This window comes from Streptomyces sp. BR1, from assembly GCF_052373795.1.
Lineage (GTDB): Bacteria > Actinomycetota > Actinomycetes > Streptomycetales > Streptomycetaceae > Streptomyces.
In genome coordinates, this window is the sequence record NZ_CM126252.1 from 3779480 (window position 1) to 3797635 (window position 18156).

Annotated in this window: 18 protein-coding genes; 11 read left to right on the forward strand and 7 right to left on the reverse strand. The window is 70.3% G+C overall.

Annotated features, from left to right (window positions below; all coding sequences use genetic code 11):
• Positions 1 to 30 precede the first annotated feature (30 nt).
• From ACT1U9_RS16480 to ACT1U9_RS16495, 4 genes are all read left to right on the forward strand, one after another.
• The gene (locus tag ACT1U9_RS16480; RefSeq protein WP_444533500.1) at positions 31 to 900 is read left to right on the forward strand and encodes an alpha/beta hydrolase; all 870 of its coding nucleotides are present in this window, start codon (positions 31 to 33) and stop codon (positions 898 to 900) included.
• A gap of 122 nt (positions 901 to 1022) precedes the next feature.
• Positions 1023 to 2369, forward strand: a complete 1347-nt coding sequence (locus tag ACT1U9_RS16485; protein WP_444533501.1) for a sensor histidine kinase — start codon at positions 1023 to 1025, stop codon at positions 2367 to 2369.
• Complete coding sequence (locus tag ACT1U9_RS16490) at positions 2366 to 3046, forward strand: response regulator (protein WP_444533502.1); 681 nt, start codon at positions 2366 to 2368, stop codon at positions 3044 to 3046. The genes ACT1U9_RS16485 and ACT1U9_RS16490 overlap by 4 nt, the downstream gene beginning before the upstream one ends.
• Before the next feature lie 228 nt (positions 3047 to 3274).
• Complete coding sequence (locus tag ACT1U9_RS16495) at positions 3275 to 4489, forward strand: cytochrome P450 (protein WP_444533503.1); 1215 nt, start codon at positions 3275 to 3277, stop codon at positions 4487 to 4489.
• On the opposite strand, the gene ACT1U9_RS16500 is transcribed toward ACT1U9_RS16495, so the two are convergent.
• Both ACT1U9_RS16500 and ACT1U9_RS16505 read right to left on the reverse strand, forming a co-directional pair.
• On the reverse strand, positions 4486 to 5007 hold the full coding sequence (locus ACT1U9_RS16500; protein WP_444533504.1) for a GNAT family N-acetyltransferase: 522 nt from the start codon (positions 5005 to 5007) through the stop codon (positions 4486 to 4488). The two genes, ACT1U9_RS16495 and ACT1U9_RS16500, sit on opposite strands and share 4 nt — an antisense overlap.
• A 263-nt stretch (positions 5008 to 5270) precedes the next feature.
• Positions 5271 to 6074, reverse strand: coding sequence for a diacylglycerol kinase (locus ACT1U9_RS16505; RefSeq protein ID WP_444533505.1), 804 nt, complete (start codon positions 6072 to 6074; stop codon positions 5271 to 5273).
• Positions 6075 to 6218: 144 nt separating this feature from the next.
• Here ACT1U9_RS16505 and ACT1U9_RS16510 point away from each other — a divergent pair, with 144 nt between their 5' ends.
• A complete protein-coding gene (locus ACT1U9_RS16510; RefSeq protein ID WP_361428638.1) occupies positions 6219 to 7502 on the forward strand; it encodes an adenylosuccinate synthase in 1284 nt (427 codons plus the stop codon).
• A 67-nt stretch (positions 7503 to 7569) separates the two neighbouring features.
• Here ACT1U9_RS16510 and ACT1U9_RS16515 read toward each other — a convergent pair whose 3' ends face one another.
• Complete coding sequence (locus ACT1U9_RS16515; protein WP_444533506.1) at positions 7570 to 8793, reverse strand: serine/threonine-protein kinase; 1224 nt, start codon at positions 8791 to 8793, stop codon at positions 7570 to 7572.
• A gap of 113 nt (positions 8794 to 8906) precedes the next feature.
• On the opposite strand from ACT1U9_RS16515, the gene ACT1U9_RS16520 reads away from it, so the two are divergent.
• Both ACT1U9_RS16520 and ACT1U9_RS16525 read left to right on the forward strand, forming a co-directional pair.
• Positions 8907 to 9359 carry a hypothetical protein gene (locus ACT1U9_RS16520; protein ID WP_444533507.1) on the forward strand — a complete coding sequence of 151 codons (453 nt, stop codon included), beginning with the start codon at positions 8907 to 8909 and terminating at the stop codon, positions 9357 to 9359.
• Positions 9359 to 10147, forward strand: coding sequence for a bestrophin-like domain (locus ACT1U9_RS16525; RefSeq protein ID WP_444533508.1), 789 nt, complete (start codon positions 9359 to 9361; stop codon positions 10145 to 10147). The genes ACT1U9_RS16520 and ACT1U9_RS16525 overlap by 1 nt, the downstream gene beginning before the upstream one ends.
• Here the strand turns inward: ACT1U9_RS16525 and ACT1U9_RS16530 are convergent.
• Positions 10123 to 10359, reverse strand: a complete 237-nt coding sequence (locus tag ACT1U9_RS16530; RefSeq protein WP_444533509.1) for a DUF397 domain-containing protein — start codon at positions 10357 to 10359, stop codon at positions 10123 to 10125. The two genes, ACT1U9_RS16525 and ACT1U9_RS16530, sit on opposite strands and share 25 nt — an antisense overlap.
• Positions 10356 to 11195, reverse strand: a complete 840-nt coding sequence (locus ACT1U9_RS16535) for a helix-turn-helix domain-containing protein (protein ID WP_444533510.1) — start codon at positions 11193 to 11195, stop codon at positions 10356 to 10358. The genes ACT1U9_RS16530 and ACT1U9_RS16535 overlap by 4 nt, the downstream gene beginning before the upstream one ends.
• A gap of 156 nt (positions 11196 to 11351) precedes the next feature.
• Between ACT1U9_RS16535 and ACT1U9_RS16540 the strand changes: the two genes are divergently transcribed.
• The gene (locus ACT1U9_RS16540) at positions 11352 to 11777 is read left to right on the forward strand and encodes a hypothetical protein (protein ID WP_444533511.1); all 426 of its coding nucleotides are present in this window, start codon (positions 11352 to 11354) and stop codon (positions 11775 to 11777) included.
• Between the two features lie 85 nt (positions 11778 to 11862).
• On the opposite strand, the gene ACT1U9_RS16545 is transcribed toward ACT1U9_RS16540, so the two are convergent.
• Both ACT1U9_RS16545 and ACT1U9_RS16550 read right to left on the reverse strand, forming a co-directional pair.
• Positions 11863 to 12396 (reverse strand): hypothetical protein, encoded by a 534-nt coding sequence (locus ACT1U9_RS16545; protein ID WP_444533512.1) that lies wholly within the window; start codon positions 12394 to 12396, stop codon positions 11863 to 11865.
• 126 nt (positions 12397 to 12522) lie between these two features.
• Positions 12523 to 14262: a serine/threonine-protein kinase gene (locus ACT1U9_RS16550; protein ID WP_444533513.1), complete on the reverse strand. Its 1740-nt coding sequence runs from the start codon at positions 14260 to 14262 to the stop codon at positions 12523 to 12525.
• 166 nt (positions 14263 to 14428) lie between these two features.
• Here ACT1U9_RS16550 and ACT1U9_RS16555 point away from each other — a divergent pair, with 166 nt between their 5' ends.
• The 3 genes from ACT1U9_RS16555 to ACT1U9_RS16565 all read left to right on the forward strand — a co-directional run bounded on the left by ACT1U9_RS16555 (position 14429) and on the right by ACT1U9_RS16565 (position 18141).
• Positions 14429 to 14806, forward strand: a complete 378-nt coding sequence (locus tag ACT1U9_RS16555; RefSeq protein WP_444533514.1) for a nuclear transport factor 2 family protein — start codon at positions 14429 to 14431, stop codon at positions 14804 to 14806.
• 109 nt (positions 14807 to 14915) lie between these two features.
• On the forward strand, positions 14916 to 16277 hold the full coding sequence (locus tag ACT1U9_RS16560) for an aspartate aminotransferase family protein (RefSeq protein ID WP_444533515.1): 1362 nt from the start codon (positions 14916 to 14918) through the stop codon (positions 16275 to 16277).
• Positions 16278 to 16413: 136 nt separating this feature from the next.
• Complete coding sequence (locus tag ACT1U9_RS16565; protein WP_444533516.1) at positions 16414 to 18141, forward strand: ABC transporter permease; 1728 nt, start codon at positions 16414 to 16416, stop codon at positions 18139 to 18141.
• Positions 18142 to 18156 lie beyond the last annotated feature (15 nt).

Here is an 18156-nt window from a genome sequence, read left to right on the forward strand (position 1 = left end):
GCCACCCCCCCCGAACCGAGAGGTCGAGGCATGAACGACTCCGCCGCCGCCCGCGACGCCGCCGAAGCGGCCTCGGCCTTCTCGCATCCCACCGTGGACCCGGACGCGACGGCCGCGTACGGCCCCCACCCCGACCAACTGGTCGACTTCTACGCACCCCGCACAGAAACCACCGACGCCCCCCTCGTCGTCGCCCTGCACGGCGGCGCCTGGCGAGGCGCGTTCGACCGCCGCCACCTCACCCCGTTCGTGGACTTCCTGGCCAGAAGGGGCTTCGCCGTGGCGAGCGTGGAGTACCGACGCGGTGGCCTGCTCCCGCAACAAGGGGGCGGCCCGCTCGCCGGCCGCTGGCCGGAGACGTTCGACGACGTGGCGGCGGCCCTCGACGCCCTCCCCGCCCTCGTCCGCACACACCTCCCCCAGGCCGACCCCCGCCGCACGGTCCTCACCGGCCACTCCGCCGGCGGCCACCTCGCCCTGTGGGCCGCGGCCCGCCACGGCCTCCCCACGGACTCCCCCTGGCACACCCCCGCCACCGCGGCCCTGAGAGGCGTCGTGGCCCTGGCCCCCATCGCCCACTTCACCAAGGCGATCGAGCTGGACGTATGCGACGGCGCGGTGCTCCAACTCCTCGGCGGGAAGAAGGAGTTCGAGGCGCGCCGCGCATACGCCGACCCCGCCGCCCTCCTCCCCACCGGCATCGCCACCACCGTCGTCCAGGGCCGCGACGACGTCGTGGTCCCCCAGGCCGTCGCCGAGGCATACGTCGACGCCGCCGCGACGGCGGGCGAGACCGTAGGCCTGACCCTCCTCGAAGGCGTCGGCCACTTCCCCCTCATCGACCCGTCCGCCGACGCCTGCGCGGTGGTCGCGGAGGAGATCGCCCAGCTCGCGTACTGAGGCCCGCGTACCGAGGCCCGCGTACGAGAAGGCACGTGACACACGTAGTACCTGAGACGGACCCTCCAGAATCCGCACCACAGGGGACGCCCAGCCCGACCCCCCGCGCCTACCGTGGCACCGTGACCGAGACAACCAGCCACATAAGAGCCTCGGGCGGCGGCCCCCGGCGCAGTCCCGAGTACCTGCTTGCCATGGACGTGTTCGGGGGACTGCGCGAGGACCTGTTCAAGGACGCGTTCGCCTACCGGCCGCTGCCGCCGATGCGGACGGACGGGCCGATCACCCGGCGGCTGCCCGGGCGGCTGCGCGGGTGGGCCGCCTGGACCCCGCACGCGGCCGTGCTGTTCGTCGCGTTCATCGCGGCGATGACCTCGTACGCCTCGGGGTCGGGGAGCACCGACTCGCTTCCCTGGGTGCTGTCCGGCCTGGTCACGGGCTTGCCGGTCGCGATGACCCTGGTGCGCCCGGTCGGCGCGTGGTGGCTGGCGTGCGCGGCGACCGTACTGTCGGGGGCCGTCTGGGGCGGCGACCTGGCGGTCAGGCCGTGGACTCCGGGCGCGTTCATCGCGCAGCTCGCCGTGATGGTCGTCGTGGCGCTGCGCACCCGTCCGCGAACGGCTGCCTGGATGTGGGTGCTCACGCTGTGCCTCGGTACGGTGCTGGACTTCACCCACAACCGCGCGTACGGCGGCAACAGCGGCCCGATGGCGATCGCTTCGGCCATCCTGCTGCTGATCGCCGCGGTCGTGAACATCCGCCGGGACGCGGAGCACAAGATCACCGCCGAGCAGTCGGTGACGGCGTTCGAGCGCGACAAGCGGACGGTCCTGGAGGAGCGTACGACCATCGCGCGCGAGCTCCACGACGTCGTCGCGCACCATATGTCCGTCGTCGCCATCCAGGCCGAGGCGGCCCCGTACCGCGTGGAGAACCCGCCGCCCGAGCTGACCCAGGCGTTCGCGACCATCCGCGAGAACGCGGTGGCCGCGCTCACCGAACTGCGCCGCGTGCTCGGAGTCGTACGCGCGGAGGACTACGAGGCGCCGGACGCGCCCCAGCCCACCCTCGCCGACCTCGGCGGACTCCTCGCGAACGTACGCGACGCGGGACTCGATGTGACGAAGACGGTCACCGGCGCGGTGCGCGAACTCCCGCAGGGCGTCGAGCTGTCCGCGTACCGCATCATCCAGGAGGCCCTGAGCAACACCCTGCGCCACGCGCCGGGCGCGGCGGCACGGGTGGAGGTCGCGTACGTGTTGGGCGGCGTCGGTCTGCGTATCGTCAACGGCCCGCCGACGGGCCCGGCCGCCGCCTCACCCGGCAGCGGCCACGGCATCACGGGCATGCAGGAGCGGGTGGCGATGCTGGGCGGCGAGATGACGGCGGAGGCGGTGGCCGACGGCGGGTACGAGGTGGCGGTGTTCATCCCGGTGGCGATGGCGCAGGTCGAGGGAACGACGGCATGAGTACGGGCAACGGTTCCGCTGTCCGGGTCCTGATCGTCGACGACCAGATGATGGTCCGCGAAGGCTTCTCGGTACTGCTCAACGCCCAGCAGGACATCGAGGTGATCGGCGAGGCGGTCGACGGCCGGGAGGCGGTGGCCAAGGTGCGCGAACTCCGCCCGGACGTCGTCCTGATGGACATCCGCATGCCCGAGATGAACGGCATCGACGCGACGCGCGAGATCGTGGCGTCGGACACGGACGCGCGGGTGCTGGTCCTGACGACGTTCGACCTCGACGAGTACGTGTACCAGGCGCTGCGGGCCGGGGCGTCCGGGTTCCTCCTGAAAGACGCCTCCGCCCGCCAACTGGCCGAGGGCGTACGGGTGGTGGCCTCCGGCGACGCCCTCCTCGCGCCGTCCGTGACGCGCCGCCTCATCACCGAGTTCGCCCGCGTCACCCCGGCGCGCCGGACGCCTGCGGGCGCGGTGCACGTGGAGGAGCTGACCGACCGCGAGACGGAGGTCCTGATCCTGATCGCCCAGGGCCTCTCCAACGCGGAGATCGCGGACCGCCTGGTGGTGGCGGAGTCGACGATCAAGACCCACGTGAGCCGTGTACTGGTGAAACTGGGCCTGCGGGATCGGACCCAGGCGGCGGTGTACGCGTACGAGACGCGCCTGGTCACCCCGTCTTAGGCCCCTCCCCGCCCCTTCCCGAAACTCTCCGAGGGATGTCGGTCGTCTGCGGACCGTGCTGGGTTGCTCGCGCAGTTCCCCGCGCCCCTAGGTATTTAGGGGCGCGGGGCTGTGACATTTGTGGCTCCGCCGCGTGGGCGCGACCAGCCCCCACCGGCCCGCAGACAAAGAACCCGGCCGTCCGCCCAGGGCTTTAGGGAAGGGGCGGGGTGGGGAAAGAAGCCCCGCATGGACTCCTTCGCCCCCACCGACCCCAACTTCGTCGCCAACCCCTACCCCGCGTACGCGGAACTCAGAGCCACCGGCCGAGCCCTCCACCACGCACCCACCAACCAGTGGCTCATCCCCCACCACGCAGACGTCTCCGCCCTCCTCAGAGACCGCCGCCTCGGCCGCACGTACCTGCACCGCTTCACCCACGAGGAGTTCGGCCGCACCCCACCGCCCCCCTCCCACGAACCGTTCCACCGCCTCAACGACAACAGCATGCTCGACCTGGAGGCCCCGGACCACACCCGTATCCGCCGCCTCGTGCAGAAGGCGTTCACGCCCCGGACCGTGGCGGGCCTGACCCCGTACGTACGCAGAACCGCCGCCGCCCTCGTGGCCGCGGTCGTCGAGAAGGGCGGCGGCGACCTCCTCGCCGAGGTCGCCGAACCCCTCCCCGTCGCCGTGATCGCCGAAATGCTCGGCATTCCCGCCCAGGACCGCGCCCTCCTGCGCCCCTGGTCGGCGGCGATCTGCGGGATGTACGAGCTGAACCCGGACGAGTTGACGGCGACGCGCGCGGTCCGCGCGAGCCTCGAATTCGAGGCGTATCTGAAGGAGTTGATCGCCGCCCGCCGCAGCAACCCCGCCACCGACCTGATCACCTCCCTCATCTCCGCCCACGACGAGGGCGAACGGCTCAGCGAGCAGGAGATGATCGCCACCTGCGTACTGCTCCTGAACGCGGGCCACGAGGCCACGGTGAACACCACCGCGAACGGCTGGTGGACCCTCCTGCGCCACGAGGACCAGCTCGCCGCCCTCTGCGCCGACCCCGCCCTCCTGTCCACGGCTGTGGAAGAACTCCTGCGGTACGACACCCCGCTCCAGCTCTTCGAACGCTGGGTCCTGGAGGACATCGAGGTCGGCGGCACCACGATCCCCCGGGGTTCGGAGGTGGCGCTCCTGTTCGGCTCGGCCAACCGCGACCCGGCCGTCTTCGACCACCCCGACACCCTCGACCTGACCCGCCCCGACAACCCCCACATCACCTTCGGCGCGGGCATCCACTACTGCCTGGGCGCGCCGCTGGCCCGTATCGAACTGACGGAAGTCTTCAACGAGTTGCTACGCCAGGCCCCGACCCTCCACCTCTCCACCGACCCGTCCCGGGCTCCGCACTGGAAGCCGGGATATGTGATCCGGGGCCTGGAGAGCCTGATGGTGGAGGTCTAGGCCCCACTCCAGCGGACCTCGCCGTCGACCACGACGTCGGACGCGGTCAGGCCGAGGGCGCGGGCGACGGCGATGGAGGCGTGATGTCCGGGATGGATGTACGCGACGAGTTCGTCCACCCCTTGCGTACGCAGCCAGTGCGCCATGGTGAGCACCCCCTCGCGCGCGTAGCCGTTGCCCTGGTGGTCGACGCCGATCACCCACGCGAGCGCCGCCTCCAGGTGGTCGGTGGCCGGGCGGTGCAGCGTGGCCTGGACCGTGCCGACCAACTGCCCGTCCGACGCCCGGCGCAGCATCCAGTTCAGCCACCCCTGCGTGCCGTCCGGCGACCTTCCCGCCGACTGTCGTACGTACCGGGCTTCGAGCTCGGCGAGCTTGCTGGGGGCGCCGCCGGTCCAGGTGTGCAGCCGGGCGTCGTCGAAGACGGACACCGCTTCACGCGCGTGCTCGACGCGCAGTGGCTCCAGGCGGAGGCGTGACGTTACGAGGGGAGCGGCGGCGATCCAGGACGCGGACATCGGCGCACTGTAGCCCCTTCGGGGAGCTTCCCCACCCCACCCCTTCCCGAAAGCCTCTGGCGGATGCCGGTCGTCTGCGGACCGGTGGGGGCTGAGCGCGCAGTTCCCCGCGCCCCTAGGCAGTTAGGGGCGCGGGGAACTGCGCGAGCAACCCAGCACGGTCTGCAGACGAAGAGGGATGCAGGGGCGAAGCCCCGCAAAAGGGGTCCGGGGGCCCCGCCCCCGGGAAAAACCACCTCCACCCCCACCCACCCCCGGAGGGTTCAGGGGAGGGGCGGGGAGGGGCTGGTCTGGCGGGGGAGCGTCAGGGTCCAGCCTCCCGGGCCCACCGTCCACGTCCGGCTCCGGACCGGGCCCGTGATCACTTGGTCCGCCCGGTAGCGGAACCCCAAAGGGGACGCGCACGAGGACACCGTCACCGAGCGGCCCGCCTCCGTGCAAGCACGCTCCCGCCCCTCCACCACCACCCGCGCAAAACCCGCGCACGCCGACGCCGACACCCCCGTCAGGGGCTCGTCCGCCAGGAGCACCCCGTCCACCTCCACCCGCAGCCGCAGAGTCACGGGAGCGGGACGCGAAGGGCCGGGCACCAGGGTCCGGACCAGCGAGCGCCACACCGTGGGCGCGGGCGGCACCGGGACGGACACGCGCACACCCCCCAGCACCACCCCACCGCACTCGTCCACCAGCAGATCGAGCCGGCGCGGCTCGCCCTCCAGAACCGCCCGCGCCGCCGCGACCGCGCCCGTCGGCACCCCCAGTGACCTGGCAAGTTCCAGGGAAGGGGCGGTCCCGACCGGGACCAGGGACAGGGCGAGGCCCGCCAGGTCACGCTCCTGTCGCAGCAAAGTCACCGTACGTAGCAATGTGCGGTCGTCGCCGACCACGACCGGGCGCCGCGAACCCCTGCGAGACAGGGCCCGGGAAAACTCCTCCACCCCCTCCGGCCAGCATATTTTCGCCTGCGCACCCGCGCACAGCACATCCTTCGCGATCCGTACGGACTCGCCGTCGATACGGCGGGCGACCGGGTCGATGACCACCAGTAGCTGGTCGGCAGCCGACACTTCGGTCCTTCCTCGGGTAGCATCTTTGTGCAAGAGCCCCTTGCGCTATTGCGCCAGGGGCTTCGTCTATTCCGGGGCACATTGGTGAGGCGGCGGACACGCCCCTGACCTTGGACATGCCCCGCCCGGAAGGGGTGTACGCCTGTGCCCGCACTTGTGCTGCTCGGTGCTCAGTGGGGTGACGAAGGCAAGGGAAAGGCCACCGACCTCCTCGGTGGATCCGTTGACTATGTAGTGCGCTACCAGGGCGGCAACAACGCCGGCCACACGGTCGTCGTCGGCGACCAGAAGTACGCGCTGCATCTTCTCCCTTCCGGGATCCTCTCGCCGGGGTGTACCCCGGTCATCGGCAACGGAGTCGTCGTCGACCCGGCGGTCCTGCTCTCCGAGCTGAGCGGGCTGAACGAGCGCGGCGTCGACACGTCCAAGCTGCTCATCAGCGGTAACGCTCACCTGATCACCCCGTACAACGTCACCCTCGACAAGGTGGCGGAACGGTTCCTCGGCTCCCGCAAGATCGGTACGACCGGTCGCGGCATCGGCCCGACGTACGCGGACAAGATCAACCGTGTCGGTATCCGCGTCCAGGACCTGTACGACGAGTCGATCCTTCAGCAGAAGGTCGAGGCGGCGCTCGACGGCAAGAACCAGCTGCTCGCCAAGGTCTACAACCGGCGCGCCATCGAGGCCGGGAAGATCGTCGAGGAGATGCTCCAGTACGCGGAGCAGATCAAGCCGTTCGTGGCGGACACGACGCTGATCCTGAACAACGCGATCGACGAGGGCAAGGTCGTCCTCTTCGAGGGCGGCCAGGGCACGCTCCTCGACGTCGACCACGGCACGTACCCCTTCGTGACCTCGTCGAACCCGACCGCGGGCGGCGCCTGCACGGGTGCGGGCGTGGGCCCCACGAAGATCAGCCGTGTCATCGGCATCCTCAAGGCGTACACGACCCGCGTCGGCGCGGGCCCGTTCCCGACCGAGCTCTTCGACCAGGACGGCGAGGACCTGCGCCGTATCGGCGGCGAGCGCGGTGTCACCACCGGCCGCGACCGCCGCTGCGGCTGGTTCGACGCGGTGATCGCCCGCTACGCGACCCGCGTCAACGGTCTGACGGACTTCTTCCTCACCAAGCTGGACGTCCTCACCGGCTGGGAGCAGATCCCCGTCTGTGTCGCGTACGAGATCGACGGCAAGCGCGTCGAGGAACTCCCGTACAGCCAGACCGACTTCCACCACGCGAAGCCGATCTACGAGATGCTGCCGGGCTGGTCCGAGGACATCACCAAGGCCCAGACGTTCTCCGACCTGCCGAAGAACGCGCAGGCGTACGTGAAGGCGCTGGAGGAGATGTCCGGCGCCCCGATCTCCGCGATCGGCGTCGGCCCCGGCCGCACCGAGACGATCGAGATCAACTCGTTCCTGTAGGCGACAGGTGTGCTGCGAGGCCGTCGGTACGTGTGTACCGGCGGCCCCGGCGTCATGTCGGCGGGCGTCAGTCCGTCTTCGTGAACGCCACGAACGCGGTGGAGCCGAGGGAGGGGGATGGGGGCGAGGAGGGGCCGCTGCCGGAGCCGCTGAGGGCGTGGATCACGAGCGGGCGGACCACGAACCAGCCGAGCAGCAGGGCGGCCAGGACTGCGACGGCGATGCGGACGCCCCTGCGGGAGCGCTTGTTCGGCCCACTCATGTGGCCCCGGTTTGGCAGCGGAGGCGTGTAGGCCGTAGGCGGCGGCGGAGGCGGGTCGGCCCGGCCGGATGCCTCCGGGATGGGAACCGGCGGCCGGAACGTCTGCGCGCGGCGTCGTGAGGGCGGCACCGGCGACAGGTCGGCGTCCAGTAACTCCATACTCTGCCGGGCCAGTTGGGCCAGGAGCGCGGGTGGCAGCCAGTCATGCGCCGGGACATCGCCCGCCGTGGCCTCGGCCAGTTGCTGCGGTGTCGGGCGACGGGCCGGGTCTTTGTGCAGACACGCCTGTACGAGGGGGATCAGGGACTCCGGAACGCCCCTCAAGTCCGGCTCACCGTGCGCGATGCGGTACACTAGGGCCGCCGCGTGGCCCTCCGACAGCCCGCCGAACGGGGCCCGGCCCGTTGCCGCGAACGCCAGCACCGCCCCCAGGCAGAACACGTCGCTCGCCGCCGACACCCGCTCGCCACGGACCTGTTCGGGCGACATGAAGCCGGGTGAGCCGATGACGATGCCGGTGCGGGTCAGATCGCCGGTCCCGGAGAGCGCGCGCGTGATCCCGAAGTCGATCACGCGTGGGCCGTCCACCGCCAGCAGGATGTTGGCCGGTTTCAGGTCGCGGTGGACCAGGCCGGCGGAGTGGATCGCCGCCAGCGCGAGGGCCAGGCGATTGGCCAGGACGAGCAGGGAATGTGACGGCAGTGGGCCGAAGTCGCGGTCCACGACGGTCTGGAGGCCGGGACCGGCCACGTACGACGTCGCGACCCAGGGGACCGGCGCCGAGACGTCCGCGTCCAGGACGTGCGCGGTCCACTCGCCGCCCACCCGCCGCGCCGCCGCCACCTCGCGCGCGAACCGCTGCCGGAATTCCGGCTCGTTCGCGTACTGCTCCTGTACGAGCTTCACCGCGACCGTACGTCCGCCCGCCGACCGGGCCAGGTAGACCCGGCCCATGCCCCCGGCCCCGAGCCTGCCGAGCAGCCGGTACGGGCCGATGTGCGACGGATCCCCCGCCACCAGGTCATCCATGAACGGGATGGTGGCACAGTGGGGGTGGGCGCGGCAGGTCAACGCCCGTACCCCGTATGCCAGATCGCGTTCCCACCCGTATCGCCCCGCCCCGGAGGATCGTTCAGCCAGGCGTGATCATCCGTCAGCTGCTGCTCTGCTTCGGTACGGCCGTGGCGCTGAGCCCGATAGGCGCGCAGGTGTACGCGGGCATCGGGGTGTGCCCGGTCAATCCCGTCCCGCCGAAGGTGGCCGCGCCCCACGTGGTGCCGCCGAGGGTCCCCCGCGCCCCCGACCCCGTACTCGTCCCCGCTCCCGACCCCGTCCCCGCGCACCCGCGAGTGCCGCCGGCACCCGTGACGGCGACGCCCCGACCCGCCGCACCGGCGTCCCACCAGAACCCGGCACCACCGCAAGGGCCCGCCCCGCACCCCACCAGGCCGCACCACGCCCCGTACCACCCCGCCGCCCAACAACGCCCCGCCCCGGCCGGTTTCTCCACGGTCACGCTCATGCTCGTCGTCACCACTCCGGCCGTACTGGCGGCCGCAGTTCTCCGCCCCCGATCCCGTTCCGGAGCCCGCTAGTGTCGCAATGGCTAGTTCTCGTGATCGCCCTGGTGCTCGTCTGCGCCGTCGTCCTCACCGCCACCATGCTGCGGCACCGCCGGGTGGCCGAGGGCGAGGACACCAGTGAGACGCCCGACGTCATCGAGTACATGGTGATGATGGTCGGCGTCGTGTACGCCATCGTGCTCGGCCTCGCGATCGCGGGCGTGTGGGAGGCGCGCGGCCAGGCCGACGACTCCGTACGCCGTGAGGCCCAGGCCCTGTACGAGGTCGGCCAGCGGGTCGACGTCTACCCGCCCGCCGTCCGCGACCGCATCCGCGGCGAGATCGACGCGTACGCCGCCCACGCCGTCAACGCCGAATGGCCCCTCATGGTCAAGGGCGAGGAACCGTCGCCGAAGGGCGCGCAGCTGTTCGCGGCCGTACGCACCGACGTCACCCACCGCGCACCCGCCAACGACATCCAGTCGCAGGCGTATCAGCCGCTCCTCGACCAGATCGCCATCGCCGACGACGCCCGGCACACGCGGCTCGACAACGCCGGGTCCACGCTGCCGGGGGTCGTCTGGTTCGGCCTCGTCGTCGGGGCCGTGGTGACGATCGGGCTCATCTTTACGCTCCAGATCCGGCGCTCAGGAAGGGAGTTGCTGCTCGCCGGTGTCTTCAGCGGGCTGATCGTCTTCCTGCTGTTCCTGGTCTGGAGCTTCGACGCGCCGTTCGGCAGGTCGGGCACGGACTCGGCGGACCCGCTCCGCGAACTCGTCCCGACCGCCGCCGCGCCTCAGACCGCCCAGTCGACGAACTGAGCCCAGCTGTCCGGGCTGACCTCGAAGGTCGGGCCGTCTGTGACCTTGCTGTCGCGTACGTGGACGGCGTGGGCGCAGGCGGCCACCTCGACGCAGTTGCCGCCACCGCTGTCGCTGTACGAGGACTTACGCCAGTCGAAGGCCACCTCGATGCATTCGCCACCACTGTCGCTGCTGTAGCTGGACTTGAACCACCGCAGGGTGTTGCTCATGTCTTCTGCTCTCCTGCCAACCGCTCGATGAGACCCAGCGATTCACGAGGACCCAGGGCCTGTGCCCGGATCTTCGCATAACGCTGGGAACAGGTGCTCACCTTCGCGGGATCGGCGATCAGCAGGCTTTCGCCCTGCACTTCCAGGAAGACTAGACGGTCGTGTTCCGGGGTCTCGACCACGTTCATCTCGCCTCGGTCGCCTGCATACTCGCCGTCGAGCCCGCAGTCCATCGGTAGCACCTGGACCGTGACGTTGCGCCTCCGCGCGCACTCCGCCAGGTACTGCATCTGGCCGTGCATGATCTCCTCGCTTCCGATCGGCCGCCGAAGGACGGACTCCTCCAGGATGAGCTCGATGAGCGCGGGCGGCTCCCGGTCGAAGAGCGCTTTACGAGCCATCCTTGCCTCGACCAGCTCCTCCACCCGCTGCTCCGACAGGAGTGGGTACCCGCCGCCGATCAGCGCCCGCGCGTAGTCCTCGGTCTGGAACAGGCCGTGGATGACGAGTGTGGCGTACAGGTACAGGGCCAACGCGGCCTGCTCCAGCAGCGAGTAGTTCTGGAACTGGACCGGATACTTCTCCATTCGCATCAACGGCCGTGCATCCTCGAAGATCCCCAGGCCCTCCCCCAACACCTCTTCCAGCTTCACCAGCATCAGGTCGCTCGCGGGCTGTGCGAGTGTTTCCATGGCGCTGATCGCCGCGCCGGAGAACCCCGTTTCCTGGCCGGTCCGCTCCTGCGACCACCCCTTCCGCTCGCGCAGCCGCCGAGCCACTTTGGCCACCATCCGGGCCGTCGGACCTGCGGTGTTCTTGTTTTCTGCTCGCGCCATAAATCTCGCCGCCTCGAACTCAACCGGTCTCAACCGGTCTCAACTGATCCCCGCCGAATTCAACTCAATTCAAGGGGAGTTCGGGCTGGACAACCGAAACCCGACGGTCCCCGAGAGCCAGGGGAAACGCTAGCGGGACGGGCCGAAGCTGTCCTTATGGATACGCGAAACGGTGAACTAAACCTCGTCGCGAAGCCGGACTGGATTCCGTCGTCCGGCTTCCAACTCAGAAAGGCGGGAGTGTATTTCGACGCCGTACGGGTCGACGGTGACGACGGGCGGCGGGTCGCGGACGCGCTGGAGGTGATGACGGGCGGCGACCCCGGCCCGATCGTCGCGGAGGCGACCGGGCGGCGCGGCGTCTACTTCCTCGTGGCGCCCGGCACCACGGCACGCCACAGCTGGCCGCCCGGCGCGACGCGCTTCAACGCGGCGGCGGGGAGGGTCAGTTACGTGCCCGTACCGGCGCTGCGGGGCCGGACCTGGCCCTTGTCGTGGCGCTGCCCGCCGTACGAACAGGACCGCTTCGTCCACGCGATGCTGCTGCTGTCGGTGGTACGGGAGCTGCTGGCCGTGGCCTGACGACAACGCCCCTGCCGGGTGTTCCGGCAGGGGCGTCGGGGTGCCCGGAATTCACCGGGACGGTCATTCGGTCATTCGCTCACGGTCAGCACTGGACCCAGTTCCAGTCGCTGCCGCTCCAGCCGCCGTTGTCGTAGTCGTGGTTGTAGGTGTCGCCGGTCATGTGGCAGCCGTTGCCGGTGTTGGTGATGTCCGCACGGGCGTGGAACCACTTGTTGGACGACCAGGCCCCCAGCCACACGTGCGGCGAGTCGACGAACGTGCCGTAGTTCTGGGCGGGGACGTTCGTGTTGAACGTGATGTGGTAGCTGTTGTCAGGGTCGTAGATGGCCACGCCGATGTTGGCGTTGAACTGCTGGATGTAGGGCACATAGCGCGCGAACGCGGCGTAGCAGCCTTGGTCGTAGAAGTGCTGCACGTTGCCGATGTGGTTTCCGGCGCTGTCGTGCAGCGACTCCACGTCGATCAGGAGCAGGTTGCTGGACCGGCAGCTGGTCTCGGCGCCCGCCCCGGCGGCCTGCGCGCCCGTCGTGTTGACCGCCGTGAGCGCCAGCGCCGCGATCCCGAGCCCGATCGCGCGCTTGAGTTTCGAACCTGGCTTGAATGAACGTACGTTCATGACTGTCCCCCATCAAGTTCGGTGGTGGTGCCGGTACTTGCGGGGGACAGCCTGACGTCTGGGGCCACTGGTGCGCGCCCCGTCGGTCCGACTCTTTGTTTGATTCTTAACGTCTTTGCCGGGAGGCTACTGCTCCGCGACCTTGTCGTACGTCAACTGGTCGCCGTTGTCGTCGTTCCGGCGGTTCAGGCGGCCGTCCGGTTCGATCGTGAGGGTCGTGGCCGCGCCCGGGGAGCAGGAGCCGGACGGGCCGGACTCGACGGTCGACGGGCCGAGGTGGAGCGGGCCGTTGGGGTCTGTGGGCGCGGCCAGCTTGGCGCGGAAGACGCAGTGGTAGGTGCCGCCGGTGTCCAGCGGGCCGTCCGCCATGAGGGTCAGTACGGTGTCGCCGACCTTGCCGGGCTGGAGTACGAGTCGGCGGGTGCTGGTCCCGCCGGCGCTGTCGATCGCGCCGGACCAGGTGCCGAGGTACTTCTGCGGGATGTCGCCGCTGCCGGTGGACGGGCTGGGGGTGGGGGTGTCGGGCGCGGTGGAACTGGGCGTGTCGGAGGGGGTGTTGGGGACCTGCGACGTCGCCGACGGCGGGGACTTCTTGTTCTCGTCCTTGCTGTCGTCGCCGTTCATGAAGGCGTACACCGAGCCGCCCGCGCCCAGGGCCACCACCAGCGCGACGACGACCAGCGCGACCGTCGACTTGGTGCTGCGGCGCGGGGGCTCCTCCGGCGGGAGCGGGGGCGGGCCGTAGCCGGGGGTGGGGTACGGGTGCGGATAGCCGTATCCGGCGTGCGGGTTCGCGTTCACGGGCGGGCCGTAGCCGTGGTGGGGCGCGGGCTGGGAGGTGACGGTGGGGGTGTGGGTGGCCGCCGGGGCGGGCCAGGCGGCGGGGGCTGTCGGCGGTGGGGGCGGGGCTATGGGTTCCTTCGGTTCCTTCGGTACGAGCGGGGTCTGTCCCGTACCGCCCTCCGGGTTCTCTATCTCCAGCAACTGGACGGCGTGGGAGCCGAGTTGGGCGACGAGGGCGCCGGGCAGCCAGGGACCCTTGGGCTGGTCGTCGTGGCCCAGCCGCTCCAATATCGCTTCCAGGGACGGGCGGGCGGCCGGGTCCTTGTGCAGACAGTCCCGTACGAGGTCGCGCAGCGACTCCGGGACGCCGTCGAGGTCCGGCGGCTCCTGCGCGATCCGGAACATCAGCGCGTGCACGCCGCTGGCGGTGCCGCCGAACGGGAGCTTGCCGCTGCTCGCGTACGCGAGGACGGAGCCGAGACAGAAGACATCGCAGGCGGGGGTGACGCGGTCGCCGCGCACTTGCTCGGGCGCCATGAATCCGGGCGATCCGACGAGGGCGCCGGTGCGCGTCAGCCCGGCATCGGTGACCGTCTCCAGCGCCCTGGCTATGCCGAAGTCGATGACGCGGGGGCCGTCGATGGTGATCAGCACGTTCGAGGGCTTGAGGTCGCGGTGGATCAGCCCGGCGGAGTGGATGTCCTGGAGTGCGTGGGTGAGGCCTCGGGCGAGGACGCGTACGGAGTGCTGGGGGAGGGGGCCGTGGTCGCCGCCGACGACTTCCTGGAGGCTGGGCCCGGCGACGTATCCGGTGGCGACCCAGGGTGTGGGTGCCTCGGTATCGGCATCGAGGACGGGCGCGGTCCACTGGCCCCCGACCCGCCGTGCGGCCTGCACTTCCTGCCTGAACCGCCCGCGGAATTCCTGCTGCTCGGCGAGGTCCTGCCGTACGAGCTTCACGGCGACGGTGCGGCCGCGCTCGGACCGGGCGAGGTAGACCTGCCCCATCCCGCCGGCGCCGAGCCGCGCCAACAGCCGATACGCCCCGATCCGCTGCGGATCCCCGGACTCCAGTTGCTCCATGTCCGCCCGTCGCCTCCCCCCGCTCGAACGAGCTCCAACGGGCTGAGGATAGTGCGCCCTGCTTCGTCTGCGGACCGTGCTGGGTTGCTCGCGCAGTTCCCCGCGCCCCTTAGATGGGCCCTTCGGGCCCTCCTGGTGCTGTGACCGGGGCTGGTATTACTGGGGCATGGAGGAAGAGACCGCACGTTCCGCGATCGACACATTCATCTCCGCGTTCAACGCCTCGGACGACAGCTATGTGACCGCCCTGCTCTCCCAGGCCCTGACCTCGGACGTGGTCTTCTGGGGGCCGTTGGGCCGCAGCGAGGGAATCGCGGCGGTCGAGCGGTTCGTGCTGGACATCCGGCGCCACCCGGCGGGGACCGGCACGATGGTGCGCTGCTCGGCGGTGGACATGCCTGACGAATGGGCCCGGTACCAGTGGGTCTTCACCCTGCCTGACGGAGGCCCCCGCCTGGCGGGAACGGATGTCGTCCACCTTCGACGGAGCCTCATCGACCAGGTCATCGTCTTCGCGGGCGAGATCGAGCCGTTCGGCTCCTGAGTCATCTACCGAGGAGCGGGGCCGGGGGCGACACCCTGCCGAGCCACGGCCCGTACGCCATACAACCTGGCCATACCCACCCCCACCTGCGACTACCTACCCTGGCCCCATGACCCCTCATGTCGAACCCGACCCCCGGGCCGGCGCGGCCGTGAAGGCCGCCGACCGTGCGCACGTGTTCCACTCCTGGTCCGCCCAGGGCCTGATCGACCCGCTCGCCGTCGCCGGCGCGGAGGGTTCGTACTTCTGGGACTACGACGGAAACCGCTACCTCGACTTCACCAGCGGCCTCGTCTTCACCAACATCGGGTACCAGCACCCCAAGGTCGTCGCCGCGATCCAGGAGCAGGCGGGCAAGCTCGCCACCTTCGCCCCCGCCTTCGCCGTCGAGGCGCGCTCGGAGGCCGCACGCCTCATCGCCGAGCGCACCCCCGGCGACCTCGACAAGATCTTCTTCACCAACGGCGGCGCCGAGGCCGTCGAGAACGCCGTCCGGCTGGCCCGCCTGCACACCGGCCGCCACAAGGTCATGAGCGCTTATCGGTCGTATCACGGGGCCACCTCGACGGCCATCAATCTGACCGGCGACCCCCGGCGGTGGGCCTCCGACACCGGGTCCGCCGGTGTCGTGCGCTTCTGGGCGCCCTTCCTCTACCGGTCCGCCTTCTACGCCACCACCGAAGCCGAAGAGTGCGCCCGCGCACTCCAGCACCTCGAAGACACCATCGCCTTCGAAGGCCCCGGCACCATCGCCGCCATCATCTTCGAGACCATCCCCGGCACCGCCGGGATCATGACCCCGCCTCCCGGCTACCTCCCCGGCGTACGCGAGATCTGCGACAAGTACGGGATCGTGCTCGTCCTCGACGAGGTCATGTCCGGCTTCGGCCGCACCGGCGCCTGGTTCGCCGCCGATCATTACGGCGTCACGCCCGACCTCATGACCTTCGCCAAGGGCGTGAACTCCGGGTACGTCCCCCTCGGCGGCGTCGCCATCTCCGCCGAGATCGCCGCGACCTTCGACAAGCGGCCGTTCCCGGGCGGACTCACGTACTCCGGCCACCCCCTCGCCTGCGCCGCAGCCGTCGCCACGCTGAACGTCATGGCCGACGAGGGCATCGTCGAGGCGGCCGCCCACATCGGCTCGGCCGTCCTGGAGCCGGGCCTTCGCGAGCTCGCCGCCCGCCACCCCTCGGTCGGCGAGGTGCGCGGCACGGGCGTGTTCTGGGCGCTTGAGCTGGTCAAGAACCAGGAGACGCGCGAGCCGCTCGTCCCGTACAACGCCTCCGGCGCCGACGCCGCCCCCATGGCCGCCTTCGGCGCCGCCTGCAAGAAGAACGGCCTCTGGCCCTTCATCAACATGAACCGCACCCACGTCGTCCCGCCCTGCAACATCACCGAGGCCGAGGCCAAGGAAGGCCTTGCCGTCCTGGATGACGCCCTGGCCGTCGCCGACGAGTACACCGAGTAGGAACACATACGTACGGCCCGGAGCGAACGTTCCGGGCCGTATTTGCGTATCTGCGCAAGAATGTGCCAGGCTGCCGCCTGCCGCAGCCGGTGTGTTCCACCCCGGCCTGATCCTCCCAGTTCGTACGGTTCTCCCGATGAAGCCGATGACGCCGATGAAGCCACAGACCTCCTCCCGGCGGCCCGTCTGGATCGATCTGGCGGTCGCCGCGGCCGTTCTGGTGCTCGGCTATCTCGTCCTCCAGGTCGGCAAGGGCACCACCGTCAGCTTCGACCCGGCGGACGTCGCCACCACCGACACCAGCCCGGCCCGCCTCCCGTACGACGCCGCCCGCTCGCTGCTGCGGATGTTCGTCGCGCTTGGGCTCTCGGTGTGCTTCACCTTTGTGTACGCGTACGCCGCCGCGAAGAGTCGTCGGCTGGAACGGGTCCTCGTTCCCGCCCTCGACATCCTCCAGTCCGTCCCCGTCCTCGGGTTCCTGACCGTCGCCGTCACCGGGTTCATCGCCCTCTTCCCCGGCTCCCTCCTCGGCCTCGAATGCGCGTCGATCTTCGCGATCTTCACCTCGCAGGCCTGGAACATGACCTTCAGCTTCTATCGCTCGCTGATCACTCTGCCCCGCGAACTCGACGAGGTCTCGCGGTCGTTCGGGTTCACCCGGTGGATGCGGTTCTGGCGGATCGAGCTCCCGAACGGGGCCATCGACCTCGTCTGGAACGGGATGATGAGCTTCGCCGGAGGCTGGTTCTTCCTCGTCGCCTCCGAGGCCATCAGTGTCGGCAACAAGGCGTACGCGCTGCCCGGCGTCGGCTCGTACGCCGGTGCCGCGATCGCCGAGGGCGACCTCGGGAAGATCGGCTGGGCCATCGCCACCATGGCCCTCCTGGTCATCGGCGTGAACTTCTTCTTCTGGCGGCCGCTGACCGCATGGGTGGAGAAGTTCAAGAACGAGCAGTCCGAGGCGAGCGAGGTGCAGCGCTCGGTCGTTCTTGATTTTCTGCGTCGCTCCAACTGGCCGGGGCGGATCGCGCGTTGGACTCGGCCCCTTCGTGAAGGCCTCGGGCGGGCCGCCCGCGTCCTCGGGCGTGACGACCGGCCCCTCGCCCACGACCCCGCCCGCCGCCGCCTCGGCGACCTCGTCTTCGGCACGGTCGGCGTCCTGCTCACCGGATGGGGGCTGTTCCACCTCCTCCGCTACCTCCACGAGCGCACCGGGCTCAGCGTCTTCGGCGAACCGTTGCTGCTCGGGCTCGCCACCCTCGCCCGCGTCGCCGTGCTCGTGACCGTCGCGACGCTGGTGTGGGTGCCGGTCGGGGTGAAGATCGGATTCTCGCCCCGGCTCGCCCGGATCGCCCAGCCCGTGGTGCAGGTCCTCGCCAGCTTCCCGGCCAACTTCCTCTTCCCGCTGGCCATGTGGGCCTTCCTGCGCACCGGCGTGGACATGAACGTCGGCTGTGTCCTGCTGATGGCGCTCGGCGCCCAGTGGTACATCCTCTTCAACACCATCGCGGGCGCCATGGCGATCCCGTCGGACCTGCGCGAGGCGATGGACGACCTGGGTGTACGCGGGCGGCAGCGCTGGCGGCGGCTGATCATCCCGGGGATCTTCCCCTCGTACGTCACCGGCGGGATCACCGCGTCCGGCGGCGCCTGGAACGCCTCGATCGTCTCCGAGGTCGTCACCTTCGGCGGTACGACCCTGACGGCGAGCGGGCTCGGCGCGTACATCTTCCACGCCACCGAGAACGGCGACTTCCCCCGGCTGATCGCGGGCGTCGCCGTGATGAGCCTGTACGTGGTGGCGCTCAACCGGCTGGTGTGGCGGCGGCTCTACCGGTACGCCGAGACGCGTTACTCCCTCTGATCGAGCCAAAGGAGA